The sequence below is a fragment of the Ruegeria sp. AM9 genome (assembly GCF_056540565.1).
The window spans coordinates 128,455-151,220 of record NZ_JBQFWY010000007.1 but is presented as its reverse complement, the minus strand read 5'-3'; the positions used below and the strand labels follow the sequence as shown (position 1 = coordinate 151,220).

The following is a 22,766-nucleotide window of genomic DNA, read 5'->3' as shown; positions in this document are numbered from 1 at the left end:
CACCAGAGAGGGAATTGGCTTTTCCGCAGGTCAGGCCGACAGAGCGAACCGGTGCTGCCGCCCGGTACCGAAAGCGGTCTTGAACCACAGGCGGGACAGCTCGCGCGGGATGCCTGCACGTTCGGCCACACGGTTGCAATCCTCGGCCGAATAGGGCCACAGCCCTACCGAAATCTGATCGCGCCCCTTCCCTTCGGTGCCCAGAACATCAGGCGAGGACCCGATCAGCCGGTAAATCCGGATCATGCGCGCATCAAAGACGCCGGCGATATGGGTCAGGCCGAACCCTTCCATCATCTCACCACCGCTGAGCATGATCGCCCCCGCCGTGTGTGGGCTGGCTGTGCGGGACAGGCAAAAGCGTGTCACCTCCCAGATCAGAGGGCTACAGATCGGTTTGCCCCCGGTCAGGTGTCCAAACACTTCATTCACCATGACGGGTCCGGTGGTCGGCAGAACGCGCATGGACCCGCCGTGGCTGCCATCCTCTTCTTCCCAGATGACGTACAGAGGGTTCAGGTCGTCGTACTGATCCCGCTCCTCTCCTTTTTCGTTGACGTGGACATCCCAGCCCAGCCGGGTCTTGAACTGATCCGCGCGATCCCGGAACATTCCGTCGGCCAGGTCCGGAAACTTGTGAAGCTCATCAGCAAACAGATAGCGCAACATGACTTTTTTCCCCTTGTCGTCCTGTGCAGGAACGAAGGGGGTACAAAGTCACGGTTAATTTCCCGTTCGTGAGGCGTACGCCTGTTAAACCACTATTAATCCTCGGCTGAGGGCCGTGGCGATGGCGTGAGTGGTGTTCTGCGCCCCAAGCTTGGCGCGGGCGCTTTCGATGTAAACGCGCAGCGTATGTTCGGAGATGGACAGTGAATGGGCGACCTGCGCCCGGCTGTAGCCCAACGCCAGCAGGGTCATTGCATCCACCTCACGCGGGGACAGTCCGCGTGAGGAATCAGGTTGACGGTCACTTTCGAATTCCAGCGCCTTGCGGTTGAAGTAATGCGCAACCAGAATCAGTTCGCGGCCATGACGGTCGATGAATTTTTGCCAGGCGTCGTCGTCACAGGAATGGTTCACAGTGAACAGGGCAAATTGCCCCTTTGGCCCCCGGATCGGGACCGAATAGCCCTGATTGCCAACCCCGTGGCTCTGCGCATCTTTCAGGAAGGCCTTGGCCGCCTTGCCGGACCAGTCCAGCGTTTTCCAATCAACCGGGTGAAACCGCTGAAAACAGCCCAGAATGACTGGGTCGATCCGATGATAATTTTTTTCCAGATAGCGCTCGGCCCAGGCGTCGGGATAGGTCGTATAGCCGTATTGGTCCCCGGCGCCATCGACCCAATGGTAGATAAGATGTTCGACCCTCAGCCTGTCGCGCAGCCAGATGGCGATATCGCTTAATTCGTCAAGCGTGTTGGTGTTTTCCAAGTCCTCCAGGACCTGGCTCATATCGAGATTTGTTCCCATCCGCGGGCGTCCGTACCTCAGCCTTCATGGACGCGATCTCGGCTGCGGCGATCAGCTTGGTATCATCCAACTGCTCGGCAAGCGCGATCAAACCGTTCTCAACTGCAAAGGCGTTGAGGTCCGACAACACGTCCAGTATCCACTCATTCTGCGCCATCAGGTTCTCTCCGAAACGGTTAACGAAGGGTTAACACAACCATAGCATGTGCAGTGTTTTTTAGCCTATTCACTGGTTTCTACTCCCCAAAAAAAGCGGGGCCACCGCAGATAAGTCATTGAAAAGAATAAACCTATGCATCAAAAAGCAGCGCCCGCGAGCCGATAAGCCGATTCGCGGGCGCCAGAGATTTATTTACCTGCGATTCAACCGCGAGCGTCCAGAACCTCTTCCAGAGTGCGCATACCGGTCTGCGGGGCCTGAACCAGCACCGACATGTTGCCCGGCTTGTGCTCGTTCCGCATCATCTTCATGTGCGCTTCGGGCAGTTCCTTCCAGGAGAACACTTCTGACATGCACGGGTCCAGGCGACGTTCGACCATCAGCTTGTTCGCCGCCGCTGCCTGTTTGAGATGCGCAAAATGCGACCCCTGCAGGCGCTTCTGGTGCATCCACATATAGCGCACGTCGAAGGTCAGGTTATAGCCGGTGGTGCCGGCGCAGATCACGACCATACCGCCTTTTTTCACCACGAAGGTGGAAACGGGGAAAGTGCTTTCGCCTGGGTGCTCGAACACCATGTCGACATTCACGCCCTTGCCGGTGATGTCCCAGATCGCCTTGCCGAATTTACGGGCCTCTTTGAACCACTCGGCATATTCCGGCGTATTCACGGTGGGCAGCTGACCCCAGCAGTTGAAGTCCTTGCGGTTCAGAACGCCTTTTGCACCCAGCCCCATGACAAAGTCACGCTTGCTTTCGTCCGAGATCACACCGATCGCGTTGGCGCCCGCGGTGTTGATCAGCTGGATCGCATAGGATCCTAGACCGCCCGACGCGCCCCAGACCAGAACGTTCTGACCCGGCTTCAGGTCGTGCGGTTCATGCCCGAACAGCATCCGGTAGGCGGTGGCCAGAGTCAGCGTGTAGCAGGCGCTTTCTTCCCAGGTCAGGTGCTTGGGACGCGGCATCAGCTGCTGCGCCTGAACGTTGGTGAACTGCGCGAACGATCCGTCCGGTGTCTCGTAACCCCAGATCCGCTGGCTGTCCGAATACATCGGGTCGCCACCGTTGCAGTGTTCGTCATCGCCATCGTCCTGGTTGCAGTGGATGACAACCTCATCACCAACTTTCCAGCGGGTCACTTTCGACCCCACCGCCCAGACGATGCCGGACGCATCCGAACCGGCGATGTGATAGGGGGCCTTGTGGCCGTCAAACGGCGAGATCGGCTTGCCCAGCGAGGCCCAGACGCCGTTGTAGTTCACGCCCGCGGCCATCACCAGCACCAGCACCTCGTGGCTGTCCAGTTCGGGGACGTCCACCACTTCCTGCACCATTGCGGTGTCCGGCTCGCCGTGGCGTTCCTTGCGGATCGCCCATGCGTACATTTTCTTGGGCACAAACCCCATCGGAGGGATTTCACCCATCTCATAGAGGTCTTTTTCCGGCGCGTCGTAAGACGCGATACCGCTGTCGGTGTCCAGAGCCATGTTGGCCTCCTTTATTCTTCATCATTGCCGCGATGCAGAATCGCAGGCTCTAAACGATGAGATATTGGTCAGAGAGAAATATTGCAACATATTTTGAGTGAATTTTGTAATTTTATGACCCAGCGGGTGCAGAAATTTCCTTCGCGGACGCAGCAAGAGCCGTTTTCGTATCCAATGACGCCGAGGCCGCGTAATAGTCCAACAGGTCAACCCTTTGACCAGACGAGGATATTTTCCCGTTCTCGCGCTTCAGGATGCGCCGGTCGACCAATTGCTGGATGCCCGCCTCGATTGCTGCGCGGGCCAACGGCGTAGGCGATCCGTTGCGTCGCAGCAGCTGATCGATCAGCTGTACGGCCTCCTCTTCGGGTATTTCCCCCTTCTCGCGCACCAGCCAGCACGCGGCAGGCGCCGGAACCAGTGGAATTGCTGCGCTGATACCCGCCACCAGATCACGGGCCAGATCCGTCATCAGGTTGGTTTCGTGATCCGCCCGGAACGCCCGCAGCGAAACCGGCCGCCCATACCGCACCGAAGCCACACCGAATCGCTGATAACGTCCAACCAGCCGCCGCCCGATCTGTTTGAGTATCCACCAGGTGATCACCCCGATCCGGGCGCGAAACCTGCGTTCATTGCCCAGGGCGGCCTTGGTCAGGATGGTATCCTCGAGCACCCGATCATAGTTCAGGGCAACAGGCACAAAGACCACGTCGCGCCCCTCGGGGTCACTTGCGTCGATGATGTATTTCAGCAGGCCAAGCTTGGGCCGCGCCAGCGCGCCGGTCAGACTAAGGCCCCCTTCGGGGAAGATCGCCTGCGTCACCCCTGCCTCGGTCGCGTGACGCACGTAACAGGCCAGCACTTGCCGATACAGCTCGCTGCCCGATTTGCGGCGGATAAAATACGCCCCCATCGCCCGGATCAGGCGGCTGAGCGGCCAGACCCGCGCCCATTCACCCACCGCATAGGACAAGGCCGATTGCTGCGCCGCCAGATAGGTAACCAGCACATAGTCCATGTTGCTGCGGTGGTTCATGACGAATACCACGGTGGCATCGGGGTCGATCTCCGCGATGGCCTTTTCGTCCATATAACTGAGTCGGACGTTATAGAACGCATTGCTCAACATTCGGGTCAGACGAATGGCGACACTGAAATAGGCCACAGCCGAAAAGGATGGAACAATCTCGCGCGCATAGCGGCGGGCGGTTTCAAAGGCCACGGCCTCGGGTACGCGTTCCTCACGCGCAAAATTCTGGACGGCCTGTCCGACCTGCGGATCATAGATCAGCCGCTGAATCATGTCGTGCCGCCGCGCCAGCTTGAATGGCTGAATTGGCCTTTGCAGCCGTGTGTTCAGGCGCTTGACCGCGCGCTCAAGGCGACGGCGGAAAAACCAGCGCACCGATGGGAACAGAAAATGCGAGGCCAGCGTGACCGCGGCAAACACCAGGATCAGCAAAAACAGCCAAAGCGGAAGTTCCACGGTCTGAGTCATGCGCGCACCCTGCCACCAAACCGTGGCACCTACAATCTGAAGAACCACATATGCCGCGATGCAGCGAATTGACATATCTCGAAAATTGCGCTTTAGAACGCTTGAACGTAATTTTCTTGCCCACGCAAAGCACGAGGTCCCGCTATGACGCAGACGCAGAAAGATCGCCCCTGGCTCATCCGAACCTATGCCGGTCATTCCACCGCCAAGGCGTCGAACGCGCTGTATCGCGGGAACCTGGCAAAGGGTCAGACGGGGTTGTCGGTGGCCTTCGATCTGCCGACGCAGACCGGTTATGACAGCGACCATACACTTGCGCGGGGCGAGGTCGGCAAAGTGGGCGTGCCGATCAGCCACTTGGGCGACATGCGGGTACTGTTCGACCAGATTCCGTTGGAGCAGATGAACACCTCGATGACGATCAACGCCACGGCGCCTTGGTTGCTGGCGCTGTATATCGCCGTGGCCGAGGAACAGGGCGCGGATGTGTCCAAGCTGCAGGGCACCGTGCAGAACGACCTGATCAAGGAATACCTCAGCCGGGGCACCTACGTTTGCCCACCGAAGCCGTCGCTGAAGATGATCGCCGACGTGGCCGAGTATTGTTATACCAACGTGCCAAAATGGAACCCGATGAACGTGTGTTCCTATCACCTGCAAGAGGCCGGTGCCACGCCCGAGCAGGAACTGGCTTACGCGCTGGCCACCGCCATCGCCGTTTTGGACGAATTGCGCCCCCGCGTCCCCGCCGAGGATTTCCCGGCGCTCTGCGGTCGGATTTCGTTCTTCGTGAATGCCGGTATCCGTTTTGTCACCGAGATGTGCAAAATGCGCGCCTTTGTCGACCTTTGGGACGAGATCCTGAAAGACCGCTATGGCGTCGAAGACCCCAAGTTCCGCCGCTTCCGCTATGGGGTGCAGGTGAACTCGCTGGGCCTGACCGAACAGCAGCCGGAAAACAACGTCTACCGCATCCTGATCGAGATGTTGGCCGTGACCTTGTCGAAAAAGGCCCGCGCCCGCGCGGTGCAATTGCCCGCGTGGAACGAGGCGCTTGGCCTGCCCCGCCCATGGGATCAGCAATGGTCGATGCGAATGCAGCAAATCCTGGCCTATGAAACCGACCTGCTGGAGTACGGCGACCTGTTTGACGGCAACCCGGCCGTGGACGCCAAGGTCGAAGAGTTGAAAGAGGGCGCGCGGGCTGAACTGGCCAACCTGGATTCGATGGGCGGCGCGGTTGCGTCGATCGAATACATGAAATCGCGTCTGGTCGATTCGAATGCGGAACGTCTGAACCGGATCGAACGCAATGAAACCGTCGTTGTTGGCGTGAACAAATGGACCGAGGGTGAGGCCTCGCCCCTGCAAACCGAGGATGGCGGCATCATGGTCGTCGATCCGGCGGTGGAACAGGAGCAGATCGACCGGCTGAATGAGTGGCGGTCTGAACGGGACGGCACGGCTGTTACGGCGGCTCTGTCCGCGCTGCGCGAGGCAGCACAAACCGGGGCCAATGTCATGGGGCCGTCGATTGCCGCCGCCAAGGCCGGTGTCACCACCGGTGAGTGGGCCGAGGAAATGCGCAAGGTCTACGGCACCTATCGCGGCCCGACTGGCGTTTCCGGGTCAGTGTCGAACAAAACCGAAGGTCTGGACGACCTGCGCGCCGCCGTTGACGCCGTCAGCGACAAACTGGGCCGCCGCCTGAAATTCCTGGTCGGCAAACCGGGGCTGGACGGTCATTCGAACGGTGCCGAACAGATCGCCTTCCGTGCCCGCGATTGCGGCATGGATATCAGCTATGAGGGCATCCGCCTGACGCCTGAGGAAATCATTGCAGCCGCGATCGAGGACAAGGCCCATGTGATCGGTCTGTCGATCCTGTCCGGCAGTCATATCCCGCTGGTTCAGGATGTCATGACCCGCCTGCGCGAGGCCGGTTTGACCGATGTTCCCGTGATTGTCGGCGGGATCATTCCCGATGAGGATGCTGCAAAACTCAGTGCAATGGGTGTGTCCAAAATCTATACACCCAAGAATTTTGAGCTGAACGCAATCATGGGCGACATCGTGACTCTGGTCGATCCACAGAACATTGCAGCCGAATGACGGCCGCTTTTCCATTACCTCCTCCAAATCTATTGCCTTTGACAAAGGGATAGATAAAAACCGAATTTGAACTTACGGTGGGCCATTACGCCCATTAATGGTATTTTTCGGAATGGAGAAAGAAATGGCGATCAGCCTCGAGAAAATGTCGCGCAAAGAACTGCTGGAATTGCGTGATCAGGTGGAAAGCGCACTCAAAAGCGCGGAAAAACGCGAGCGTAAAGAGGCGCTGAAAGCCGCGGAAAAAGCCGCTGCCGAATTTGGATTTTCTCTTTCGGAACTCTCGGAAGGCGCAGCAAAACCGGCCAAAGCCTCTAAAACCAAGGCAAAGTACAAAAACCCGGCCAACCCGGAACAAACCTGGTCGGGCCGCGGGCGTAAACCGCAATGGGTTCACGATGCCTTGAATGCCGGTGCGGATATCTCGGATTTCGCGATCTGACGGGAATTGGAAAAAAATGACAATTCATATCGGTGCCGAAAAAGGCGAAATCGCTGAAACCGTTTTAATGCCCGGTGATCCATATCGGGCGAAATGGGCGGCAGAGACGTTTTTGCAGGACGCCAAGCTTGTCAATAATGTGCGCGGTATGCTGGGTTTTACCGGAACCTGGAATGGAAACCCGGTCACCATTCAGGGCAGCGGCATGGGGATGCCGTCCCTGTCGATCTATGCCAATGAGTTGATCCGCGATTATGGCGCCAAAACCCTGATCCGCATCGGGTCGTGTGGCGGAATGCAGGACAGTGTGAGAATCCGCGATGTGATCCTTGCGATGACGTCGACCACGCTCAGCACACCATCGCGCGGCATCCTGAAAGAGCTGAACTTCGCCCCCTGCGCCGATTGGGGCCTGCTACAGGCTGCGGCGAAAGCTGCCAAAGCCAAGGGCACGCCAACCCATGTTGGCGGCATCTATTCGTCAGACGTTTTCTATGATGAGCGTCCCGATCTGAATGAACAGATGGTGCGGCACGGTATTCTTGGGGTCGAGATGGAGGCCGCCGAGCTATACATCCTCGCCGCGCGTCACAACTGCCGCGCTCTGGCCGTTCTGACCGTGTCCGATCATCTGCTGACCGGTGAGGCGCTGCCTTCCTCGGAACGCGAGAGCAGCTTTGGCGATATGGTCGAGATTGCCCTGCAGGCCGCTTTTCCCGACGCTGCATAAACAAAAAACAGGGCGGAGAACGCCCGCCTAATTTCCTTTCAAACAGGCATTGGGCGCGTCCGCACCCTCTTGCTGCGCCCCGCAGTAGGCGCAAGTCCAGACACCTTCCTTGCGGTGCTGCCGCCATCGGCAATCGCGCGTCAAAGAAGACGTCCGTGACCGCCAGACGAAATAGGCGAACACACCGGCGGCCAGTAAAAGCAACAGAATGGGCATGCCTATGCATTGCCCAATCTCTGCGCGATTTCAAGCGTCAGGCGGCGTTTGCGTATTCGAACAATTCAGGTTCGTGCTGCTCTTGAGACACGACCGCAGGTTCAGGGATGTAATAGGCCCAGGCCTGTTCCAACAAAGCCAGAGCTTCGGCTGCCTTGGTGTTTTCTGCTTTTTGTTCTTGCATCGGAGCGATCCCGTTTCGGTTCCATCACTCCTCCCTGCAGGCAAGCTAAACCTGAACAGGAAAGTTTGCATTGCATAGTTTTGCAAAGTCGCCATGCACTCGCCGCAATGCGGCAAGTGCAGTCTTTTGGACGTTTCTCAGACCCCGCGGTCGATCATCATCTTTTTGATCTCGGCAATCGCCTTGGCCGGGTTCAGACCTTTCGGGCAGGTCTTGGCGCAGTTCATGATGGTGTGGCAGCGATACAGTTTGAAGGGGTCTTCCAACTCATCCAGACGCTCGCCCGTGGCCTCATCGCGGCTGTCGATGATCCAGCGATAGGCGTGCAGCAGCGCGGCGGGGCCAAGATAGCGGTCGCCGTTCCACCAATAGCTCGGACACGAGGTCGAACAGCTGGCGCACATCACGCATTCATACAGACCATCCAGTTTCTTGCGGTCTTCGATCGACTGCTTCCACTCTTTCGCAGGGCGGTTGGTCTTGGTTTCCAGCCACGGCATGATGCTTGCATGCTGGGCATAGAAGTGGGTCAGGTCGGGGATCAGGTCCTTGACCACCGGCATATGCGGCAGCGGATAGATCTTCACGTCGCCCTTGACCTCATCCATACCATAGATACAGGCCAGCGTGTTGATCCCGTCGATATTCATCGCGCAGGACCCACAGATGCCTTCGCGGCACGACCGGCGGAAGGTCAGAGTCGGGTCGATCTCGTTCTTGATCTTGATCAGCGCATCCAGAACCATCGGGCCGCAGCTGTCCATGTCAACGAAATAGGTGTCGAGCTGCGGGTTTTTGCCGTCTTCCGGGTTCCAGCGATAGATCTGGAATTTCCGCACATTGGTCGCGCCTTCCGGCTTGGGCCAGGTTTTGCCCGTGGTGATGCGCGAATTCTTGGGGAGGGTCAGTTGTACCATAAGTTCCTCTCCTTAGAACGTCCGCGCCTTGGGCGCGATTTTCTTGAGGCTGATGCCGCCTTCGTCTTCGGTGGTCAGCGGGTCAACGATGACCGGGCGATAGCTGAGGTCTACCTTGTTGCCCTCAACCCGCGACACGGTGTGGACGCGCCAGTTTTCGTCATCACGCTCGGTGTAATCCTCATGCGCGTGGGCACCGCGGGATTCCTTGCGGGCCTCAGCCCCGACGATGGTGGCCAGCGCGCTCGGCATCAGGTTGGTCAGCTCCAGCGATTCCATCAGGTCACTGTTCCAGACCAGCGAGCGGTCGGTAACCTTCAGGTCGTCCATCTTGGCAGCGATAGCCGTCATCTTCTCGACGCCCTCGGCCATGGTTTTGGCAGTCCGGAACACAGCTGCGTCTTCTTGCATCGTCCGCTGCATCTCAAGCCGCAGATCGGCAGTCGGGATCGCGCCGCTGGCGTTGCGCACCGCGTCAAAGCGATCAAACGCCTTGTCGACCGACGCTTGGTTCAGAACCGGGTTCGGAGCCTTCGCGTCAACAACCTCACCCGCCCGGATCGCCGCCGCGCGGCCAAACACCACGAGGTCGATCAGCGAGTTTGAACCCAGACGGTTCGCACCGTGGACCGAGGCACAGCCCGCTTCACCCACAGCCATCAGGCCGGGGACAACACCGGTCGGGTTGTCGGCGGTGGGGTTCAGCACCTCACCCCAATAGTTGGTTGGGATACCGCCCATGTTATAGTGCACGGTCGGCAGAACCGGGATCGGTTCTTTGGTCACGTCGACACCCGCGAACACGCGCGCCGATTCCGAAATCCCCGGCAGACGTTCGGCCAGTGCTTCGGCAGGCAGGTGGCTGAGGTTCAGGTGGATGTGGTCGCCGTTCTCGCCGTGACCACGGCCTTCGCGGATTTCCATGGTCATCGAACGCGAGACATAGTCACGCGGCGCCAGGTCCTTGTATTGGGGCGCATACCGCTCCATGAACCGTTCGCCTTCCGAGTTGGTCAGGTAACCACCCTCACCACGCGCACCTTCGGTGATCAGGCAGCCCGAACCGTAGATGCCGGTCGGGTGGAACTGAACGAATTCCATGTCCTGCAGGGCCAGACCCGCGCGGGCGACCATGCCGCCCCCGTCACCGGTGCAGGTATGGGCCGAAGTTGCGCTGAAATAGGCCCGACCGTAACCGCCGGTCGCCAGCACCACCATCTTGGCGTTGAAGACGTGCATCGTGCCGTCGTCCAGCTTCCAGCAGACGACACCCTGACACTGCCCGTCCTCGGACATGATCAGGTCGATGGCGAAATACTCGATGTAGAATTCGGCGTTGTTTTTCAGCGACTGACCATACAGCGTGTGCAGGATCGCGTGGCCGGTCCGGTCGGCGGCGGCACAGGTGCGCTGCACGGCGGGGCCTTCGCCAAATTCGGTGGTGTGGCCGCCAAAGGGACGCTGATAGATTTTGCCTTCTTCGGTCCGGCTGAAGGGCACGCCGTAGTGCTCCAGCTCATAGACGGCCTTGGGTGCCTCACGGGCGAGGTATTCCATCGCGTCGGTGTCACCCAGCCAGTCCGAACCCTTGACGGTGTCATACATGTGCCACTGCCAATGGTCCGGGCCCATGTTCGAAAGCGATGCGGCGATACCGCCCTGCGCCGCAACCGTGTGCGAGCGGGTCGGGAAAACCTTGGTCACACAGGCCGTGCGCAGGCCCTGTTCCGCCATGCCCAGCGTCGCCCGCAGACCTGCACCACCGGCACCTACGACAACGACGTCGTATTCGTGGGTTTCATATTCATATGCTGCTGTCATTGTTCTTGTTCCTTACCGCGCATCATCACAGGGCCAGCTTGACCAGGGCAAACAGCCCGGCCGCCATCAGCGTGTAGCCCAGGGCCCACATTGCAGCGAGAGAGATTTTCTCAAGCGTCCCGTGCACATAGTCCTCGATCGCTTCCTGCGCCTCATACATCAGTTGCAGCAGACCCACGACCAGGGTGAGCGCCGTCACCAGCGCCGGGAACGGACGGCTGAAATAGGCCACGACCTCTTCGTAAGTCCCGCCGATACCGGCGCCGAAGGTGAAGATGAAAATCGGAATCAATACGGTCAGGATCATCGCCCGTATCATGACCCGCCAATGGGTGAGTGTGCCGGATTTACCTGCGCCCAGACCCTGTGCGCGCTTGCGGTCAGTCAGATATTGCATGTGCCGTCTCCTTAAACCGCAAGTACGGTGATCAGGGTCAGGACGGTCGCACCAACGAACATGCCCAGCCCCAGTTTCTCGGCGGTCTCGATGTCGAGACAATATCCGAAATCCCAAATGACGTGCCGCAGACGGCCCAGCGTGTGATACCACAACCCCCAGGTCGCAGCCGTCAGGATGAGGTCACCGAACCAGCTGCGCAGAAAACCGTCGATCCCCGCAAATGCGCTTTCCGAAGTCGATGCGGCCAGCAGCCACCAGACAACAAAAATGGCAACGGCGAACACCCCGATCCCGGTCAGACGAACCATGATCGAAGACGTCGACGTCATCTGGGGGCGATAAATCATAATATGTGGCGAGAGCGGGCGGTTGCCCCGATTGACATCGGCCATGTCGGCTCCTCTTTCGTTGGCTACCCGTCGTTTTACCTGTTTTTGCCAATCTGTCACGTGCTGCGGGCGCAAAAACAGGTAAAATGAGTACAAAACCGCAGATTTCGGAAAAATGTGATCACACAAAATATTACCGTGATCACAAAACTTATACAGTTAAATCAATGTTAGCGTCCTAAGGTTGCAATCTTTGTGATCACGAATCTGCGGAGCTCACTCCAAAGCGGCGGATTGCTGGGTCACTTCGCGCAACAGCTTTTTTCGGATCCGTTCGGGATAGTCTGCAAAACCGGCGGCCGAGACGACAAAGGCCCCTTCGCCAACGATGACGTTTTCAAAGAAATAGGCGGTCAGGTCGGGTTCGCTTTCCTCGATTGCGATGGCGTTGACCGTGATACCCCGATTGCGCAACACGCCGTGGACCTCTGTCGGCTCAACCCCTTCGTTCGACACCCCGTCGCCCGAGATGTCGATCAGGTGGCGTTTGCACTCGGACACGGTGTCAAAGCTGGACAGGGTCATCTCAAGCGCCTCACCGATCGCGGTCGAGAAATTGCGCCAGACGCGGGGGTCGGCGGCGACCTGATCGGCAAACCGTTCGAGCGTGTCGAAACTGTCGATCCGGGTCCACGGGATCGTCACCTTCTGGCGCGAGGCTCCGGTCCATTGCACCAGCATCACCTGCGCCTGACCGCGCACCAATGCCTCGGACACAAGGGGGTCGCGCAGTCCGGCGGCCAGACCATCCATCTGAATCCGGTACTCGCTGGTATCGACCGACCCGGACACATCCACCGCCAGAGCCAGCGCAAGATCACACGCCAAGGCGGGCGGGGTCAGAAACAGGCAGGCAGCGAGGGAACGGATCAGGACCATGACCGCAGCCTAGCATGAATGTCGCAGGCTGCGATCAAATCAATGTGCGGTGCCGTCAGACCGGCATCAACGCCCAGTAATCCAGATCCAGCAGGACGTCTGGCTTGTAGCGTCCGTCTTCGCCCTTTAGTTCAAAGGGTGCACCGCCCTTGGTGGCAACCAGACGCAGGCGAATGGCACCTACGCCGGGCACGCTGGTCTCGGCCTTGTCCAGAACCTCGGACCAGGCCTTGATCGTATCGCCCGAGAAGCATGGGTTGGCATGTGCTCCGCCGTTCAGGCCTACGATCATCTGCGCATTGGCCAGGCCGTTGAACGATAGCGCCCGCGCCATCGAAATCACGTGCCCGCCATAGATCAACCGCCCATCGGGGCGGAAGGTCAGGTCAAAATGCACTTTGGCCGTGTTCTGCCACAGACGGGTGGCCAGCATATGTTCAGCCTCTTCGACGGTCACACCATCGACGTGGTCGATGGTTTCGCCGATCTTGTAATCGCCCCAACGATGGGCTTCACCGGATTGAACAAAATCATAGTTCGAGAAATCGAGGCCCTCGGGCACCACCAGGTCGCCCGGCTCCAGCACCTTTTTCAGGTCCGGCACCACCGCCTCGGGCGCGGGGGCGTCGATGTTCGCTTTGCGCACCATCACCCAGCGCACATACTCAATGACAACCTCATCGCGCTGGTTCAGGCCGCGCGTACGCACCCAGACCACGCCGGTCTTGCCGTTCGAGTTCTGCTTGACCCCGATCACCTCGGATTCCGAGCGCAGCGTGTCGCCGGAATAGACCGGTTTCAGCCAGCGCCCTTCGGCATAACCCAGATTGGCCACCGCGTTCAGCGAGATATCGGGAACGGTTTTACCAAACACCACATGGAACGCTGCCAGATCGTCAATCGGGCTTTGCGGCAATCCACATGTCCGGGCGAACTCGTCCGAGGAATAAAGCGCATGTCGCGCCGGGTAGAGCGCATGATACAGTGCACGCTCGCCGTCGGTTACGGTGCGCGGTACCGCGTGATGCAGCACCTGCCCGACGGCATAATCCTCGAAAAAGCGGCCCGGATTGGTTTTTGCCATTACTGCTGTCCCAGTTTCATTTCGGGGGAATAGTCGGCCTCGACCTCTTTGGTCACGGCCTGCGCACAGCGCATCATGCGGCTGTTTTCGTCATAGGCATAGGACGGGTCGCCATACAGCTCCCACCCCTTTGCCAGTGCATCCGACACCTTGTGGCAGAAGGCGGATGTGTCTTCTTCGGTCAACAGACGATAGAGTTTTGCCATTGTGCCAGATCCTTACGACGGGAACGGAGACGGGCCGACCAGCCCGTGAATGTAGCCGATGATCCCGAACAGCAGGATCGAGGCCACAAAGAACATCGCGTCCTTGCCATAGGTGCCGGGTTCAGCCGGGGTCCACTCGGGTTCGGCGCGGTTGATCACAACCACCTCAACCATGGCCCACAGGAACAGACCGCCAAACAGGATGATCGATGCCAGATCGCCATTCACCAGCAAATGCGCAAAGGCCCAGGCCCGGAAACCGGCCAGCATCGGGTGGCGCATCTTGTTCAGCAGTCGGCCTTTCTGGCCAGCGGGGCTCATCATGAAGATGGCGATCAGAACCAGCAGGTTGTTGATGTGGATCATGAAGGAGGGCGGCGACCAGACATGGATGAAATCGGTCATGCGATAACCGAAAATCATCAGCAGCACTGCCGCGACCAGCGCCAGCGCCACGGCGCCTTTGCCACCATTGCCCATGGCCGCACGCTGCGCCGGCATAAGGCGTTTGAACAGGTGGGCGGCCCACCAAAGCGCCACCCCAAGGATCAGAAGAACAAAGCCCATGCTGGCTTACCCCGCTTGCAAAGCTGAAATCGCCTCCGCTTTTGCCAGAATTTCACGGGCAGTTACAACATGCAGATTTTCAACAATCTTCCCATCCACGACAGCAACGCCCTGACCTTGCGATTCAACCTCTTCGAAGGCTGCAATCTGGCGGCGGGCCAGATCGATTTCCATATCCGACGGGGCATAGGCCGCATTGGTAATGTCGACCTGTGCCGGGTGGATCAGTGTCTTGCCGTCAAAACCCATGTCACGGCCCTGTTCACATTCGGTAGCCAGACCTTCGCCATCCTTGAAGGCGTTGTAGACGCCGTCGACAATAATCAGACCTTCGGCCTTGGCGGCCAACAGGCACAGTCCCAGCGAGGTCATCATCGGCAGGCGGTCGGGGCGGAAGCGGGTTTGTAGTTCCTTGGCCAGATCGTTGGTGCCCATGACGAACCCGGCCATCAGCGGGTGCGCGGCGATTTCGGCCGCGTTCAGCATCCCGCGCGGGGTTTCCATCATCGCCCAGATCGGCATGTCGCCAGTGATCGCAGCCAGCGCATCAACGTCGGCGGCGGAATTCACCTTGGGCAACAGCACCGCATCCGCATCCATCTCGCGCACGGCCTCGGCATCGGCGCGGCCCCATTCGGTATCCAGCCCGTTAATGCGGACAATCTTGACCCGCGAGCCATAGCCTCCGGCTGCCAAAGCCGCCTTGAGGGTTTCGCGGGCATTAGGTTTTTCGTCCGCCGAGACCGCGTCTTCGAGGTCAAAGATGATCGCATCCACCGGCAAGGTGCGCGCCTTATCCAGCGCCCGGTCGCGCGAACCGGGTATATAGAGAACGGAACGATAGGGGCGCTGACGGGGGTCCATTGGCCTCTCCCTTTGAAAGAATGTTGCGCGGAATGGGCCATTTTTTGCCGGAAAGTTCAAGAGAAAATTTGCCGCGATGCAGCATACGTGACGCAACGCGCGGAGTTTTAACCAGATTTCTGCACCCCATCCGCACCCTGTTTGCAGATGAAATCGAAAGGGGTGAGAGATGAAAAAGACGCTTTTCAAAATGACGATGGGCCTGGGACTCATGGTTTTGGCCGCGCAACAGGTACAAGCCCGCACCTGCGCCCCGCGGGAGGATGTGGTCAAGCGGCTGACCAAGGCCTATGGCGAGACGCGCCGCGGCATCGGCATCGCGCGACAGGGCGCGGTGATAGAGGTCTTTGCCTCGGACCAAACCGGCAGCTGGACAATCACGGTAACTCTGCCCGACGGGATGACCTGCCTGATCGCCTCGGGCCAGGCCTATGAACAGATGGCCGAGGCGCTGCCCCCCAACGTCTAGGTCAGCGCGTCCCAGATCAGTTTGCTGCCAGTTAGGGTCAGCAACACATAGGCAATGCCAAAGAACAGGCGCTCGGACAGCATGAAATGCGCCCGGACGCCCAGCCACGCGCCAAGGATGGCAAACGGGGCCAGCAGCAGATCCGCCAGCGCCGTGTGCCAGGTGAACAGGCCCAGATAAGCGTAAGGGATGAACTTTGCGCTGTTGATGACCCAGAACACCAGTACGGTCGAGGCCTGGAACTCGGTCTTCGACAGGCGTTGCGACAGCAGATAGACGGCGGCAGGCGGGCCGCCCGCGTGGCTGACAAAACTGGTAAAGCCGGCGACCAGACCTGCGAACAGCCCGGCGGATGCTGGCAGGCGGTTGGCAAAACCACGGATCAGGCCCTTGCTCTGCGCCATGTGCCAGATCACGAAACCGACCGAGATCCCTCCGATCAACAACCGCAACAGGTCGTCATCCGTCGCGCGATAGAGCCACGCGCCCAGCGCAACACCCGGCACTGCGCCCAGGATCAACAGGCGTGAATCCGGCCAACTCCAGCGCTTCCAGTATGGGCCAAGAGTGGCCACATCGATCACCATCAGGATCGGAAGCATCAGCGCCAACGCCTGTCCGGGCGTAAGGATCAAGGCCAGAATCGACGACGACGCAAAGGCCACACCCGAGCCGAACCCACCCTTCGAGATGCCGGCAAAGATCACGGCAGGGATCGCCACAGCAAAAAACATCAGGTCCAATTCGAACATGTGGCATCCCGTGAATAGGCTTGTCTAACAGGCCGTTTAGCGCAATCACCAGACATAGTGCAAACTGTATGCGGTTGTATGCCACGCCGCATAACCCTTGCGCGAAAGCCATTTACCGACTAGCACGACCGCGATTTCAAAACCGACCGGAGATTTTCCAAATGGCCAGACCCAAGATCGCGCTGATCGGCGCAGGTCAGATCGGCGGCACGCTCGCCCACCTCGCAGCAATGAAAGAACTTGGTGACGTTGTCCTGTTCGACATCGCCGAAGGCACCCCGGAAGGCAAGGCGCTGGACATCGCTGAATCCGGTCCCTCGGAAGGCTTCGACGCCAAGTTGAAAGGCACCCAGTCCTACGAGGACATCGCAGGCGCAGACGTCTGCATTGTAACCGCAGGCGTGCCGCGCAAGCCGGGCATGAGCCGCGACGACCTGCTGGGCATCAACCTGAAGGTCATGAAGTCGGTCGGCGAAGGCATCGCCGCCAACGCACCCGATGCGTTTGTCATCTGCATCACCAATCCGCTGGACGCGATGGTCTGGGCTCTGCGCGAGTTCTCGGGCCTGCCGCACAACAAGGTCTGCGGCATGGCAGGCGTTCTGGACTCGGGCCGTTTTGCACACTTCCTGTCGGAAGAGTTCAACGTGTCGATGCGCGACGTCACCGCCTTCGTTCTGGGCGGCCACGGCGACACCATGGTGCCGTCGGTTCGCTACTCGACCGTCGCCGGTATCCCGCTGCCCGATCTGGTCGAGATGGGCTGGACCACGCAAGAAAAGCTGGACGCCATCGTACAGCGCACCCGTGATGGCGGCGCCGAGATTGTTGGCCTGCTGAAAACCGGTTCGGCGTTCTACGCACCGGCCACCTCGGCGATCGAAATGGCCGAAGCCTATCTGAAAGACCAGAAGCGCGTGCTGCCCTGCGCCGCCTATTGCGATGGTGAGTTGGGCGTCGAAGGCATGTATGTCGGCGTGCCCACCGTGATTGGCGCGGGCGGCATCGAGCGTGTCGTCGACATCAAGCTGAACGAAGAAGAGCAGGCCGGTTTCGACAACTCGGTCAACGCCGTGAAGGGCCTGATCGAAGCGTGCAAAGGCATCGACAGCTCGCTGGGCTAATTGCAAAAGCTGTTTAAACGTGAAAACCGGCCTCCTTCTGGGCCGGTTTTCTTTTGCGCATTTCCGCCCGTTTACGTGTGGTCGCGGATGTTGGCGCAAACGCGTTTTTGAGTGCAATATCAAGCGCACCGACACGATAATCGAATCATCCGACACCCTGCGCAATTTTTGTGATCACACCCCAAAAAGCTGTGATCACAAAAGCGGAAAATCTGCGCTAAAAACCGCGTTGGCATAAAAAAACCCTTTATAAATGCCCCGTAGACACCTCTATAACGGTGTAATCGTAGTCAGACGGGACAGTTTCGATGAACATTCACGAATATCAGGCCAAAGCTCTTCTTCGCAGCTATGGCGCTCCGGTCTCCGAAGGTCGCGCGGTTCTGCGCGCCGAGGAAGCCAAAACCGCAGCTGGTGAACTGGATGGCCCCCTGTGGGTTGTCAAAGCACAAATCCACGCAGGTGGACGCGGCAAAGGTTCGTTCAAGGAATCCGACGCCGGTGAAAAAGGCGGTGTGCGTCTGACCAAATCGGTGGAAGAAGCCGCCGAAGAAGCCAAGAAGATGCTGGGCCGCACGCTGGTGACGCATCAAACCGGCCCCGCAGGCAAGCAGGTCAACCGTATCTATATCGAAGCCGGTTCCGGCATCGAACGCGAACTGTATCTGGCCCTGCTGGTGGATCGCCAGACCAGCCGCATCTCGTTCGTCTGCTCGACCGAAGGCGGCATGGATATCGAGGAAGTGGCCGCGGCCACGCCCGAGAAAATCCTGTCCTTCTCGGTTGATCCTGCGACCGGTTATCAGGCCTATCACGGCCGCCGCATCGCCTTTTCGCTGGGTCTGGAGGGCGCGCAGGTCAAACAATGCGTTAAGCTGATGGGTCAGCTGTACCAAGCCTTCGTCGAGAAGGACATGGAGATGCTGGAGATCAACCCGCTGATCATCTCGGACAGCGGTGACCTCAAGGTGCTGGACGCCAAGGTCGGCTTTGACGGCAACGCGGTCTACCGCCACCCCGATATCGCCGAGCTGCGCGACACGACCGAGGAAGACCCCAAGGAACTGGAAGCCAGCAAATACGACCTGAACTACATCGCGCTGGATGGTGAGATCGGCTGCATGGTGAACGGTGCCGGTCTGGCGATGGCCACCATGGACATCATCAAGCTTTATGGGGCCGAGCCCGCCAACTTCCTCGACGTGGGCGGTGGCGCGACCAAAGAGAAAGTGACCGAAGCGTTCAAGATCATCACCTCGGACCCGCAGGTCAAAGGCATTCTGGTCAACATCTTCGGCGGCATCATGCGCTGTGATGTGATTGCCGAGGGCGTTGTCGCCGCGGTGAAAGAGGTCGGCCTGCAGGTTCCGCTGGTCGTGCGTCTGGAAGGCACGAATGTCGAGAAGGGCAAAGAGATCATCAACACCTCTGGCCTGGACGTGATCGCAGCGGACAACCTGAAAGACGGTGCCGAGAAGATCGTGAAGGCGGTTAAGGGCTGAGGAACAAGATGAACGAAGACAACGGCGCATATTCCCAGCCAGAAGCTGTCGTATCCTATGCTGGATTCGGCGTCAGATTTGCTGCAATGCTTATCGATGCGGTGATTATTTCGCTAATTACAATCCCGCTTTCGCTGTCCATCTATGGCAATCACTACTTCGACAACCCGGATATTATAGTTGGTCCGGCCGACTTTTTAATTAACTGGGTCGCTCCTGCATTTGCTGTTGTAGTGTTTTGGGTAACGCTCTCGGCAACGCCGGGAAAAATAGTCCTGAAGTTGAAGGTCGTGGATGCGGAAACCGGCGAGAAACCATCGTTGGGTCAGGCGATTGGTCGATACCTCGCCTATTTCCTTTCGTTTATCCCTCTGTGTGCTGGCTACTTTTGGGTACTTTTGGACCCTCGCAATCAGGGCTGGCACGACAAACTGGCAAAGACTGTTGTTGTTGTTGAGCGTAAGCCAGCTGAGCCCGTTCACTTCACTCAAAAAGCGTAGATAGCCAGAGGCGTGAAAAATCTCGCCTTTCTTAAAACGACATGGCGGAACGACGACCGCCCGTAAAAGGAGAACGCCAAATGGCAGTCCTCATCGACGAAAACACCAAAGTAATCTGTCAGGGCTTTACCGGCTCGCAGGGTACATTCCACAGCGAACAGGCCATTGCTTATGGCACCAAGATGGTCGGCGGCGTGACCCCCGGCAAAGGCGGGATGACCCATCTTGACCTGCCCGTGTTCAACTCGGTCCACGAGGCCAAGCATGTGACCGAAGCCAACGCCAGCGTGATCTATGTTCCGCCGCCCTTCGCCGCGGATTCGATCCTTGAGGCGATTGATGCCGAGATGGAAGTGATCGTGGCGATCACCGAAGGCATCCCGGTTCTGGACATGATGAAGGTGAAACGCGCGCTGGAAGGCTCCAAATCGCGCCTGATCGGCCCGAACTGCCCCGGTGTCATCACGCCCGACGCCTGCAAGATCGGCATCATGCCCGGCCACATCCACAAGCGCGGCTCGGTCGGCGTTGTGTCGCGTTCGGGCACCCTGACCTATGAAGCCGTCAAGCAGACCACCGATGTGGGCCTGGGCCAGTCCACCTGTGTGGGCATCGGCGGTGACCCGATCAAAGGCACCGAGCATATCGACGTGCTGGAGTGGTTCCTGGCGGATGACGAAACCGAGTCGATCATCATGATCGGTGAGATCGGTGGCTCGGCCGAGGAAGAAGCCGCGCAGTTCCTGGCGGATGAGGCCAAGAAAGGCCGCAAAAAGCCGACCGCCGGGTTCATCGCGGGCCGCACGGCGCCTCCGGGCCGCCGCATGGGCCACGCGGGCGCGATTGTCGCCGGTGGCAAGGGTGGTGCCGAGGACAAGATCGAAGCCATGCGCTCGGCCGGTATCGTCGTGGCCGAAAGCCCTGCCCAGCTGGGTGAGGCTGTGCTGGAAGCGATTGGCTAAGCCGTGAATTGGTGCGGTAAACTCCTGTTTGGTTTCGTGGCTGCCATTGCGGCAGCCACTGCCGCCCCAGTTGCCGCGAATAACTCGGACCTAGCATCGGAAACAGTTGCTGCGTGCCAGTCGATGGCGGATTTGGCTACATTGACAGATGCCGTCACCAAGATCGGCTGGACCGTCAGCCTGCCTGCGGATCTCGACGACCGCGCGATGAGGTCTTTTGCGGCGACGTTCCTAAGGTACCAACTTGGGTTTGGGGAAATCCCTGATACAAGAATCGTAAGCAGATGGGAACAAGCACAGAAATACGCAGCAGGCGCGCGCAAGCTGAAGCAGATAGAAGGCACAAAAAATCTAGATCGTTGGTTTGTGCGAGATCAAACCGGGAGCATTTTGCGCGTTCGTATTGTCGAGCATGAAATCCATCACGAAGTGAATTGTGTGATTGCGTTAAAAGTCGAAGATTCTCCATATACATTTCAGCAGTTGATTGGAGACTCGGGACGCGATCCTCAGAAGCTTCCACCTGTCTACTATCTTCGACCTCAATCATCCAAAAGCGGCGGCTTAAAACGAACATTGAATGGAACCATCTTGAACACCGAGCGTATTTCAGCCGTGTCTGGTTCCGATATCGATGTTTCAGTCGTTTATTCGACCCATACATCTAAGCAACCGGAGAAATCAGAATGACCTTCTCCGACGCCATCCGCGCCTGTTTCTCCAAGTTCTTCACCTTTTCGGGTCGGGCCTCGCGGCCCGAATACTGGTTCTTTTTCCTGTTCATCGTGATCTGGAGCTTTATTGCCGGGATCATCGACTGGAAGTTCTTCACGCAGGTCGCCACGACGCAGACCGACGAAGTCAAACAGGTCACCGCTACGTCCAACCAGCCAGTGCAACGCATTGTGACCCTGATCGTGTTCATCCCGCATCTGGCCGTTGCGTGGCGGCGGATGCATGATACCGGGCGCAGCGGGCTTTACGCACTGCTGCCGATCCTGCTGATCCTTGGCGCCTTTGCGGTGCTGATCTTCGGCATCGGCCTTGCGTCCCATTTCCAGCATGGTGGCAACCTGGACATCCTGTTCACCCGCGCCACTCTGCTGGTCGTTCTTCCGACGCTGATCGTTCTATTTGTGTCTCCCCTTCTGGTGTTGTGGTGGTTGACCCGCCCAAGCCAGCCAGGTGTCAATAAATACGGCCCCAATCCAATTGAGGTGCCCCAGTGAACGGACTTGGAATGCATAAAAGACCCTGGCCATCGTCTTCCGGAAAGGACCGCTGAAATGGTTCTGGTGTGCCACAAGCATAAATTCATCTACCTCAAGACTACGAAGACGGCTGGCACGTCGACGGAAAAGGTCCTGCAGCCGCTTTGCGAAAAACCAGGCTTGGGGGAAATGGAAAACGGAAAGGTCAGGGTTTCAAAATACGGGATCGTGGGGGCGCGGGGGCCTGGGCGGCGTGAACCGCATCCGGATTGGCAGTTCTGGCGCAAGCACAAATACCCATGGCGCAACCACATGCCTGCCTGGGAAGTCAAAGAGAACCTTGGGGCCGAAAAATTCGACGGATACACCAAGATCGCAAATGTCCGCGATCCTTTTGACCGGGCCGTGTCTCAGTTTCATTTCATGAAACACCAGCAGAACCTGCCCTCGGAAGATTCGAAAATAGAATGTGAGCAGTTCAAATCGTTCATCTTGTCAGGAACCTGGTCCATCGATTGGGAAATCGTTTCGATCGACAACATTTTGATCGTGGATCGCTTTATTCAAAAGGAACATCTGGTTGCCGACCTGAACGGTATTTTCGCTGATTTTGGCCTGCCGGAAAACAGTTTTAACCTAGGGCATGACAAATCGATGAAAGAACGACGAAAAGGAATACCTGTGCCAGAGTACTATGACACCGAAACGATCGATATTGTCCGACGAAACATGGCCTGGGTGTTTGACACGCTGGGCTACCCCGACAGCCCGCAGCACTGAGACTAAAACCGAAACCGCCAGCCCATTCGAG

The 22,766-nt window shown here is 58.5% G+C and carries 28 protein-coding genes; 11 read left to right on the top strand and 17 right to left on the bottom strand.

The genetic code is table 11. The features are described 5' to 3' along the window. Nucleotides 1-30: 30 nt before the first annotated feature. From ACR0DO_RS13640 to ACR0DO_RS13620, 5 genes are all read right to left on the bottom strand, one after another. Nucleotides 31-669, bottom strand: a complete 639-nt coding sequence (locus tag ACR0DO_RS13640) for an acyl-homoserine-lactone synthase (RefSeq protein WP_170446129.1) — start codon at nt 667-669, stop codon at nt 31-33. 84 nt (nt 670-753) lie between these two features. Further along, nucleotides 754-1,473, bottom strand: coding sequence for a helix-turn-helix transcriptional regulator (locus tag ACR0DO_RS13635; protein WP_480559484.1), 720 nt, complete (start codon nt 1,471-1,473; stop codon nt 754-756). Then, complete coding sequence (locus ACR0DO_RS13630; RefSeq protein WP_170445830.1) at nt 1,412-1,630, bottom strand: hypothetical protein; 219 nt, start codon at nt 1,628-1,630, stop codon at nt 1,412-1,414. Before ACR0DO_RS13630 ends, ACR0DO_RS13635 begins: the two co-directional genes overlap by 62 nt. A gap of 206 nt (nt 1,631-1,836) precedes the next feature. Further along, nucleotides 1,837-3,123 (bottom strand): crotonyl-CoA carboxylase/reductase, encoded by a 1,287-nt coding sequence (gene ccrA, locus ACR0DO_RS13625; protein WP_170446135.1) that lies wholly within the window; start codon nt 3,121-3,123, stop codon nt 1,837-1,839. 112 nt (nt 3,124-3,235) lie between these two features. Further along, the gene (locus ACR0DO_RS13620) at nt 3,236-4,624 is read right to left on the bottom strand and encodes a 1-acyl-sn-glycerol-3-phosphate acyltransferase (protein ID WP_480559482.1); all 1,389 of its coding nucleotides are present in this window, start codon (nt 4,622-4,624) and stop codon (nt 3,236-3,238) included. 144 nt (nt 4,625-4,768) lie between these two features. Between ACR0DO_RS13620 and ACR0DO_RS13615 the strand changes: the two genes are divergently transcribed. From ACR0DO_RS13615 to deoD, 3 genes are all read left to right on the top strand, one after another. Beyond that, on the top strand, nt 4,769-6,736 hold the full coding sequence (locus ACR0DO_RS13615; RefSeq protein ID WP_480559480.1) for a methylmalonyl-CoA mutase family protein: 1,968 nt from the start codon (nt 4,769-4,771) through the stop codon (nt 6,734-6,736). Nucleotides 6,737-6,860: 124 nt separating this feature from the next. Then, complete coding sequence (locus ACR0DO_RS13610) at nt 6,861-7,178, top strand: H-NS histone family protein (protein WP_170446144.1); 318 nt, start codon at nt 6,861-6,863, stop codon at nt 7,176-7,178. Between the two features lie 16 nt (nt 7,179-7,194). Then, nucleotides 7,195-7,908, top strand: a complete 714-nt coding sequence (deoD, locus tag ACR0DO_RS13605) for a purine-nucleoside phosphorylase (RefSeq protein ID WP_480559478.1) — start codon at nt 7,195-7,197, stop codon at nt 7,906-7,908. Between the two features lie 27 nt (nt 7,909-7,935). Here the strand turns inward: deoD and ACR0DO_RS13600 are convergent, their stop codons facing one another. From ACR0DO_RS13600 to ACR0DO_RS13550, 11 genes are all read right to left on the bottom strand, one after another. Then, a complete protein-coding gene (locus ACR0DO_RS13600; RefSeq protein WP_480559476.1) occupies nt 7,936-8,124 on the bottom strand; it encodes a hypothetical protein in 189 nt (62 codons plus the stop codon). A 37-nt stretch (nt 8,125-8,161) separates the two neighbouring features. Beyond that, on the bottom strand, nt 8,162-8,308 hold the full coding sequence (locus ACR0DO_RS13595) for a hypothetical protein (protein ID WP_170446152.1): 147 nt from the start codon (nt 8,306-8,308) through the stop codon (nt 8,162-8,164). Between the two features lie 137 nt (nt 8,309-8,445). Continuing rightward, entirely contained in the window at nt 8,446-9,225 is a 780-nt protein-coding gene (locus ACR0DO_RS13590) for a succinate dehydrogenase iron-sulfur subunit (RefSeq protein ID WP_170673518.1), read from the bottom strand. A 12-nt stretch (nt 9,226-9,237) separates the two neighbouring features. After that, nucleotides 9,238-11,046, bottom strand: a complete 1,809-nt coding sequence (gene sdhA, locus ACR0DO_RS13585; RefSeq protein WP_480559473.1) for a succinate dehydrogenase flavoprotein subunit — start codon at nt 11,044-11,046, stop codon at nt 9,238-9,240. A 25-nt stretch (nt 11,047-11,071) separates the two neighbouring features. Continuing rightward, nucleotides 11,072-11,443, bottom strand: coding sequence for a succinate dehydrogenase, hydrophobic membrane anchor protein (locus tag ACR0DO_RS13580; RefSeq protein ID WP_170446160.1), 372 nt, complete (start codon nt 11,441-11,443; stop codon nt 11,072-11,074). 11 nt (nt 11,444-11,454) lie between these two features. Beyond that, nucleotides 11,455-11,838 carry a succinate dehydrogenase, cytochrome b556 subunit gene (gene sdhC, locus ACR0DO_RS13575; protein WP_480559471.1) on the bottom strand — a complete coding sequence of 128 codons (384 nt, stop codon included), beginning with the start codon at nt 11,836-11,838 and terminating at the stop codon, nt 11,455-11,457. Between the two features lie 213 nt (nt 11,839-12,051). Beyond that, entirely contained in the window at nt 12,052-12,714 is a 663-nt protein-coding gene (locus tag ACR0DO_RS13570) for a DUF1194 domain-containing protein (RefSeq protein WP_480559469.1), read from the bottom strand. Between the two features lie 55 nt (nt 12,715-12,769). Next, a complete protein-coding gene (locus ACR0DO_RS13565) occupies nt 12,770-13,798 on the bottom strand; it encodes a MaoC family dehydratase (protein WP_480559467.1) in 1,029 nt (342 codons plus the stop codon). Beyond that, a complete protein-coding gene (locus tag ACR0DO_RS13560) occupies nt 13,798-14,004 on the bottom strand; it encodes a DUF1737 domain-containing protein (protein WP_170327177.1) in 207 nt (68 codons plus the stop codon). The genes ACR0DO_RS13565 and ACR0DO_RS13560 overlap by 1 nt, the downstream gene beginning before the upstream one ends. Nucleotides 14,005-14,016: 12 nt before the next feature. Next, on the bottom strand, nt 14,017-14,571 hold the full coding sequence (locus ACR0DO_RS13555) for an NnrU family protein (protein WP_480559465.1): 555 nt from the start codon (nt 14,569-14,571) through the stop codon (nt 14,017-14,019). Nucleotides 14,572-14,577: 6 nt separating this feature from the next. Further along, entirely contained in the window at nt 14,578-15,435 is an 858-nt protein-coding gene (locus ACR0DO_RS13550; RefSeq protein WP_170446176.1) for an HpcH/HpaI aldolase/citrate lyase family protein, read from the bottom strand. A gap of 169 nt (nt 15,436-15,604) precedes the next feature. On the opposite strand from ACR0DO_RS13550, the gene ACR0DO_RS13545 reads away from it, so the two are divergent. Continuing rightward, nucleotides 15,605-15,904 (top strand): hypothetical protein, encoded by a 300-nt coding sequence (locus ACR0DO_RS13545; RefSeq protein WP_170446179.1) that lies wholly within the window; start codon nt 15,605-15,607, stop codon nt 15,902-15,904. Here the strand turns inward: ACR0DO_RS13545 and ACR0DO_RS13540 are convergent. Next, nucleotides 15,901-16,656 carry a sulfite exporter TauE/SafE family protein gene (locus ACR0DO_RS13540; RefSeq protein WP_480559462.1) on the bottom strand — a complete coding sequence of 252 codons (756 nt, stop codon included), beginning with the start codon at nt 16,654-16,656 and terminating at the stop codon, nt 15,901-15,903. The genes ACR0DO_RS13545 and ACR0DO_RS13540 overlap by 4 nt on opposite strands. A gap of 161 nt (nt 16,657-16,817) precedes the next feature. On the opposite strand from ACR0DO_RS13540, the gene mdh reads away from it, so the two are divergent. The 7 genes from mdh to ACR0DO_RS13505 all read left to right on the top strand — a co-directional run bounded on the left by mdh (nt 16,818) and on the right by ACR0DO_RS13505 (nt 22,735). After that, nucleotides 16,818-17,780 carry a malate dehydrogenase gene (mdh, locus tag ACR0DO_RS13535; RefSeq protein WP_170673531.1) on the top strand — a complete coding sequence of 321 codons (963 nt, stop codon included), beginning with the start codon at nt 16,818-16,820 and terminating at the stop codon, nt 17,778-17,780. Between the two features lie 308 nt (nt 17,781-18,088). After that, nucleotides 18,089-19,282 (top strand): ADP-forming succinate--CoA ligase subunit beta, encoded by a 1,194-nt coding sequence (sucC, locus tag ACR0DO_RS13530; protein WP_170446187.1) that lies wholly within the window; start codon nt 18,089-18,091, stop codon nt 19,280-19,282. A gap of 8 nt (nt 19,283-19,290) precedes the next feature. Further along, complete coding sequence (locus tag ACR0DO_RS13525) at nt 19,291-19,782, top strand: RDD family protein (protein WP_480559460.1); 492 nt, start codon at nt 19,291-19,293, stop codon at nt 19,780-19,782. An 80-nt stretch (nt 19,783-19,862) separates the two neighbouring features. Then, nucleotides 19,863-20,744 (top strand): succinate--CoA ligase subunit alpha, encoded by an 882-nt coding sequence (sucD, locus tag ACR0DO_RS13520; protein ID WP_480559458.1) that lies wholly within the window; start codon nt 19,863-19,865, stop codon nt 20,742-20,744. Between the two features lie 36 nt (nt 20,745-20,780). Then, entirely contained in the window at nt 20,781-21,434 is a 654-nt protein-coding gene (locus ACR0DO_RS13515; RefSeq protein WP_480559456.1) for a hypothetical protein, read from the top strand. Beyond that, nucleotides 21,431-21,973, top strand: a complete 543-nt coding sequence (locus ACR0DO_RS13510) for a DUF805 domain-containing protein (protein ID WP_480559454.1) — start codon at nt 21,431-21,433, stop codon at nt 21,971-21,973. The genes ACR0DO_RS13515 and ACR0DO_RS13510 overlap by 4 nt, the downstream gene beginning before the upstream one ends. A 57-nt stretch (nt 21,974-22,030) precedes the next feature. Beyond that, the gene (locus tag ACR0DO_RS13505) at nt 22,031-22,735 is read left to right on the top strand and encodes a sulfotransferase family 2 domain-containing protein (protein ID WP_480559452.1); all 705 of its coding nucleotides are present in this window, start codon (nt 22,031-22,033) and stop codon (nt 22,733-22,735) included. The last annotated feature ends 31 nt before the right edge of the window (nt 22,736-22,766 follow it).

What these genes read in the sequence shown, in the direction of transcription:
- ACR0DO_RS13615 (WP_480559480.1), top strand. Translation starts at nt 4,769, where the DNA reads ATGACGCAGACGCAGAAAGATCGCCCCTGGCTCATCCGAACCTATGCC.
- ACR0DO_RS13545 (WP_170446179.1), top strand. Translation starts at nt 15,605, where the DNA reads ATGAAAAAGACGCTTTTCAAAATGACGATGGGCCTGGGACTCATGGTT.
- deoD (WP_480559478.1), top strand. Translation starts at nt 7,195, where the DNA reads ATGACAATTCATATCGGTGCCGAAAAAGGCGAAATCGCTGAAACCGTT.
- ACR0DO_RS13565 (WP_480559467.1), bottom strand. Translation starts at nt 13,798, where the DNA reads ATGGCAAAAACCAATCCGGGCCGCTTTTTCGAGGATTATGCCGTCGGG.
- ACR0DO_RS13595 (WP_170446152.1), bottom strand. Translation starts at nt 8,308, where the DNA reads ATGCAAGAACAAAAAGCAGAAAACACCAAGGCAGCCGAAGCTCTGGCT.
- ACR0DO_RS13550 (WP_170446176.1), bottom strand. Translation starts at nt 15,435, where the DNA reads ATGGACCCCCGTCAGCGCCCCTATCGTTCCGTTCTCTATATACCCGGT.
- ACR0DO_RS13505 (WP_480559452.1), top strand. Translation starts at nt 22,031, where the DNA reads ATGGTTCTGGTGTGCCACAAGCATAAATTCATCTACCTCAAGACTACG.
- ACR0DO_RS13540 (WP_480559462.1), bottom strand. Translation starts at nt 16,656, where the DNA reads ATGTTCGAATTGGACCTGATGTTTTTTGCTGTGGCGATCCCTGCCGTG.
- ACR0DO_RS13570 (WP_480559469.1), bottom strand. Translation starts at nt 12,714, where the DNA reads ATGGTCCTGATCCGTTCCCTCGCTGCCTGCCTGTTTCTGACCCCGCCC.
- ACR0DO_RS13555 (WP_480559465.1), bottom strand. Translation starts at nt 14,571, where the DNA reads ATGGGCTTTGTTCTTCTGATCCTTGGGGTGGCGCTTTGGTGGGCCGCC.
- ACR0DO_RS13560 (WP_170327177.1), bottom strand. Translation starts at nt 14,004, where the DNA reads ATGGCAAAACTCTATCGTCTGTTGACCGAAGAAGACACATCCGCCTTC.
- ACR0DO_RS13610 (WP_170446144.1), top strand. Translation starts at nt 6,861, where the DNA reads ATGGCGATCAGCCTCGAGAAAATGTCGCGCAAAGAACTGCTGGAATTG.
- sdhA (WP_480559473.1), bottom strand. Translation starts at nt 11,046, where the DNA reads ATGACAGCAGCATATGAATATGAAACCCACGAATACGACGTCGTTGTC.
- ACR0DO_RS13620 (WP_480559482.1), bottom strand. Translation starts at nt 4,624, where the DNA reads ATGACTCAGACCGTGGAACTTCCGCTTTGGCTGTTTTTGCTGATCCTG.
- ACR0DO_RS13590 (WP_170673518.1), bottom strand. Translation starts at nt 9,225, where the DNA reads ATGGTACAACTGACCCTCCCCAAGAATTCGCGCATCACCACGGGCAAA.
- sucD (WP_480559458.1), top strand. Translation starts at nt 19,863, where the DNA reads ATGGCAGTCCTCATCGACGAAAACACCAAAGTAATCTGTCAGGGCTTT.
- ACR0DO_RS13510 (WP_480559454.1), top strand. Translation starts at nt 21,431, where the DNA reads ATGACCTTCTCCGACGCCATCCGCGCCTGTTTCTCCAAGTTCTTCACC.
- sdhC (WP_480559471.1), bottom strand. Translation starts at nt 11,838, where the DNA reads ATGGCCGATGTCAATCGGGGCAACCGCCCGCTCTCGCCACATATTATG.
- ACR0DO_RS13635 (WP_480559484.1), bottom strand. Translation starts at nt 1,473, where the DNA reads ATGGGAACAAATCTCGATATGAGCCAGGTCCTGGAGGACTTGGAAAAC.
- sucC (WP_170446187.1), top strand. Translation starts at nt 18,089, where the DNA reads ATGAACATTCACGAATATCAGGCCAAAGCTCTTCTTCGCAGCTATGGC.
- ccrA (WP_170446135.1), bottom strand. Translation starts at nt 3,123, where the DNA reads ATGGCTCTGGACACCGACAGCGGTATCGCGTCTTACGACGCGCCGGAA.
- ACR0DO_RS13600 (WP_480559476.1), bottom strand. Translation starts at nt 8,124, where the DNA reads ATGCCCATTCTGTTGCTTTTACTGGCCGCCGGTGTGTTCGCCTATTTC.
- ACR0DO_RS13630 (WP_170445830.1), bottom strand. Translation starts at nt 1,630, where the DNA reads ATGGCGCAGAATGAGTGGATACTGGACGTGTTGTCGGACCTCAACGCC.
- mdh (WP_170673531.1), top strand. Translation starts at nt 16,818, where the DNA reads ATGGCCAGACCCAAGATCGCGCTGATCGGCGCAGGTCAGATCGGCGGC.
- ACR0DO_RS13640 (WP_170446129.1), bottom strand. Translation starts at nt 669, where the DNA reads ATGTTGCGCTATCTGTTTGCTGATGAGCTTCACAAGTTTCCGGACCTG.
- ACR0DO_RS13580 (WP_170446160.1), bottom strand. Translation starts at nt 11,443, where the DNA reads ATGCAATATCTGACTGACCGCAAGCGCGCACAGGGTCTGGGCGCAGGT.
- ACR0DO_RS13525 (WP_480559460.1), top strand. Translation starts at nt 19,291, where the DNA reads ATGAACGAAGACAACGGCGCATATTCCCAGCCAGAAGCTGTCGTATCC.